Annotated in this window: 2 protein-coding genes and 1 pseudogene; 1 reads left to right on the top strand and 2 read right to left on the bottom strand. The window is 65.4% G+C overall.

Translation table 11 applies throughout. From position 1 onward, the window contains the following. Positions 1–243 precede the first annotated feature (243 nt). Positions 244–2,367, top strand: a complete 2,124-nt coding sequence (gene pilQ, locus EJO71_RS34090; protein WP_125953055.1) for a type IV pilus secretin family protein — start codon at positions 244–246, stop codon at positions 2,365–2,367. A gap of 19 nt (positions 2,368–2,386) precedes the next feature. On the opposite strand, the gene EJO71_RS34085 is transcribed toward pilQ, so the two are convergent. Next, complete coding sequence (locus EJO71_RS34085; RefSeq protein WP_125953056.1) at positions 2,387–3,334, bottom strand: T6SS immunity protein Tli4 family protein; 948 nt, start codon at positions 3,332–3,334, stop codon at positions 2,387–2,389. Positions 3,335–3,366: 32 nt separating this feature from the next. Further along, positions 3,367–4,057: pseudogene (locus tag EJO71_RS34080) on the bottom strand (hypothetical protein); the annotation flags it as partial.

Genomic DNA, 4,057 nt, shown 5'->3' with positions numbered 1-4,057 from the left:
CGGCAGCACGGGCACGAGCTACACGGGCCTGCCGCGCTCCTCCACCGGCTACGACTTCGGCATCCGCCACGCGTTCTGATCCTCTGATCGCATGAGGATGTGACGGGGCAGCGCGGCCGCCGCAAAGGCGCCGCGCTGCTCGTTCCGGCCGCGCAAGAGCTTGCGCGGACTCTGGAACACGCTGCACTCGGGAGGGAACTCGGCGCAGCGAGGAGAAGGTGCCGCAGTTTCAAGGCAGGTCAAATGAACAAACAGACATTCGTGCTCGCGCGCTGGTTGCGCGCGTCCGTGTTCCTGCTCGTCGCCCTCGGGTCGCTCGCGGCGGCACAGGCGCAGAACAGGATCGAGTCGGTCACCGGCTCCTTGCAGGCAGGCAGCGAAGTGCTGCGTGTCGATTTCTCCGAATCGCTGGCTGCCGAGCCGAGCGGTTTCGCCATCCAGTCGCCAGCGCGCATCGCGCTCGACTTTCCGGGCATGACCAGCAGCCTGGGCCGCGAGGCCATCGAAATGAGCCAGGGCAACCTGCGCTCCGTCAACGTGGTGCAGGCCGGCGAGCGCACGCGCCTCGTCATCAACCTCAAGCAGGCGACTGCCTACAAGACCGAGGTGCGCGGCAAGTCGCTGCTGGTGACGCTGCAACCCGCGGCCGGTCCCGCGCTGGCGACGTCCGCTTCGGCCACCTTTGCCGAGAACCGCAACCGCGACGTGCTGCCGCTGCGCGACGTCGATTTCCGCATGGGCACCGAGGGCACCGGTCGCGTGATCGTGTCGCTGCCCAACGACCAGGTTGGCGTGGACATCCGCCAGCAGGGCAAGGGCCTGGTGGTCGAGTTCACGAAGTCGTCGTTGCCCGAGGGGCTCAACCGGCGGCTCGACGTGTCCGACTTCGGCACGCCCGTGCAGACCGTGAGCATGCAGCAGTCGGGCGACCGCGTGCGCATGGTGATCGAGCCGCGCGGCGAGTGGGAGCACAGCGCTTATCAGAGCAACAGCCAGTTCGTGGTGGAGGTGCGCCCGCGCAAGGTCGATCCGACCAAGCTGACGCAGGGCACCGGCTACAACGGCGAGAAGCTGTCGCTGAACTTCCAGAACATCGAGATCCGCTCGCTGCTGCAGGTGATCGCGGACTTCACCAACTTCAACATCGTCACCTCCGACTCCGTCAACGGCACGCTCACGCTTCGGCTGAAAGACGTGCCCTGGGACCAGGCGCTGGACATCATCCTGGAGGCGAAGAACCTCGGCATGCGCAAGAACGGCAGCGTGCTGCGCATCGCGCCCGAGGACGAGCTCAATGCCAAGGAGAAGATCAAGGCCGAGACCCAGGCTGCACTGCAAGGGCTGGAGCAGCTGCGCACGCAGTCGTTCCAGCTCAACTACGCGAAGGCGGCCACCGTGGCGCAAGGGCTCACGGGCACCGGCAGCAGTGCAGGTGGAAGCGGCGGCAGTACGGGCGGGGCAACGCGCATCCTGAGCTCGCGCGGCAGCGTGCTGGCCGAGGTGCGTACCAACCAGCTCTTCGTGACCGACATTCCCTCGCGCCTCTCGCAGGTGGCCGAGCTCATCCAGAAGCTCGACGTGCCGATACGGCAGGTGCTGATCGAGGCACGTTTCGTCGAGGCGACCGATACCTTCAGCAAGTCGCTGGGCGCGAAGCTGGGCGGCGGGTTCGTCAACGCGAACTCGTCGGTGGGCGTGACGCCTTCGGTCAGCACGAGCACCACCGGCGGCGTGACCACCACCACGAGCACCAACACCTATTCGAGCACCAGCTTCGTCAACCTGCCTGCGACCAGCACCACCGGCGATGCGGTCGGCACCTTCGCGCTGTCGCTGTTCAACTCGGGCCTCACGAAGATGCTCAACCTCGAGATCTCCGCGCTGGAGGCGGACGGCAAGGGCAAGGTGGTGTCCAGCCCGCGCGTGGTGACGGCCGACCAGACCAAGGCGCTGATCGAGCAGGGCACCGAGCTGCCCTACCAGGTGGCGACGTCGAGCGGCGCCACCTCCATCGCGTTCCGCAAGGCCAATCTCAAGCTGGAGGTGACGCCGCAGATCACGCCCGAGGGCAACATCATCCTGGCGCTCGACGTCAACAAGGACACGGTGGGGCAGTCGACCACCGCCGGCTACGCCATCAACACGAAGCACATCCAGACCGAAGTGCTGGTGGAGAACGGCGGCACGGTGGTCATCGGCGGGGTGTTCGAGCTGACGGACACCAGTTCGGAGTCGCGTGTGCCTGTGCTGGGTGAACTGCCGATGGTCGGCGCTCTGTTCCGCACCCGCAGCCGGGTCAACAACAAGACCGAGATGCTGATCTTCATCAGCCCCAAGATGATCTCGGACCGCAACGCGGCGCGCTGAGCGAAGGGCGGCGGCCCTTCTACCTGATCGCCACCGCTTCGGCCGGCGCGCCCGGCACCGCCACGCGGAACTTGAGGCTGTCGAGCAGCTTGTCCCACAGCGCGATGGCTTCTTCGTCGTTGAGCGAAGAGGCCGCGGCAGCCCCCACGCGGTCGGAGGCCACCTTGGTGAACATTGCCGCACGCAGCAGCGCGGGGCGCGCGACGTTGCCGGTTTCGCCGATGAACATCCATTCGAATTCGTGCGAGCCGTCGGTGTCGCGTACCAGCGATTCCTCGCCGTCCCAGCCGTGGACTTTCTTCTTTCCCTCGCGCAGCGTCGTCAGCTTGGGATAGCTGCTGCCGGCGTCTCGCTTGCGGTCGTTGATGAGCTTGAGCAGGCCGTAGCCGTTGCTGCCTTCGGTGCTCTGGCTCTGGTTGCTTTCGACGCTGAACACCACGTCGGGCAATGCGGTGATGTGGAGGCCAGCCTGCGAAAGAGCGCTGCCCTTGTCGCCGTCGATTCGGGTGAAGCCGTACCGGTGGCACAGCCCCGGCTCCCTGGGGACTTCATCGGGTGCGCGGGCGCGCAGATTCTTCGCGAGCTCGACCGTGTCGCGAAGAATCGACTCCACCGTCGCGCCGTTGTCCGTGCCTCGGCCGGTCACGAAGATGTGCGGTCCGACCACGTGGTAGATGCGGAAGCCTTCCAGATCGACTTCTCTGGCCGATGCGCTCTTGAACGATCGAATCATCCAGGTGCCGGGTGCGGGGCCCTTCCCGAAGTAAGTGATTTCGGCGGTCTTGTTGAGGAAAAGAATCTTTGCGCGTTCGGCCTCCATCACCTTTTCGATGTCGTTGGCCTGGTCGGGCAGCGTCGGGAAGTCGCGCCCGAACGCCAGCCTCGAATCGGCGGGCGCGGCCAGCACATAGCGCCCGAAGCAAAGCAGCTTGGTGCTCTCGAACAGTTTCTCGATGCGTCGGTTCATGCGGGGTCCTTCGTCTTCATGGGGGGGTGAATTCAGTATTTCTCCGACCACCACTGGGTATCGAAGTCGGCAGCGATGCGCACGATGCCGTAGAGCGTGGCCGCGCTGGCGTTGACGTCGCTGTAGCTGCCCTGGTGGTCGTATCCGGTCTGCACGCACTTGACCTTCGCGCGCACCTTGGCGGCACTGCGCTCCACGGGCACCGTGCCGTCGCTGGGGGTCATCGGCGGCTGGAGCCTGAGCTTGAGGACTTCGCCCCGGTCGCCCTTGACCCGCAAGGTTCCCTGGCCGTTGTCGCCCTGATTTCCGGACAGCAATGTCCAGGTCAGTGGGTCTCCGGCGATGGCAGGGTCGCCATCGACCACGCGCCACACAAGATCGTTCCAGGCGGGTTGGCCCGGATCGCTGCCGTAGTGCGCGTACGTGCGTTGATGGAAGGTGTCCTGGATCGCGTCGGCAAAATGCATGGCCTCCCTGATTCGCTCTGCCGTTGCCTTCGGTCCAATCTGCTCTTCAGTCTTTCCACCTTGCTCCGGGGGCAGCTTTCTCTGCCCCGCTGGATCGATCCAATCCGGATTGATCAACCGCCACCACTTGTCCCGGTCGAGCGTGTAGATCTCGCTCACCGCGTCACTGCTGGGCCACTTCGCCAGAAACTTGCCGTTGTCGTCCTGCACCTGAAGCCACTGTGTGCCGTACGCGGCTGCGGGCAGAAGCTCCAGG

This window comes from Variovorax sp. 679 (assembly GCF_003952185.1).
GTDB lineage: Bacteria > Pseudomonadota > Gammaproteobacteria > Burkholderiales > Burkholderiaceae_C > Variovorax.
This window is presented reverse-complemented; position numbering and strand designations above follow the sequence as displayed.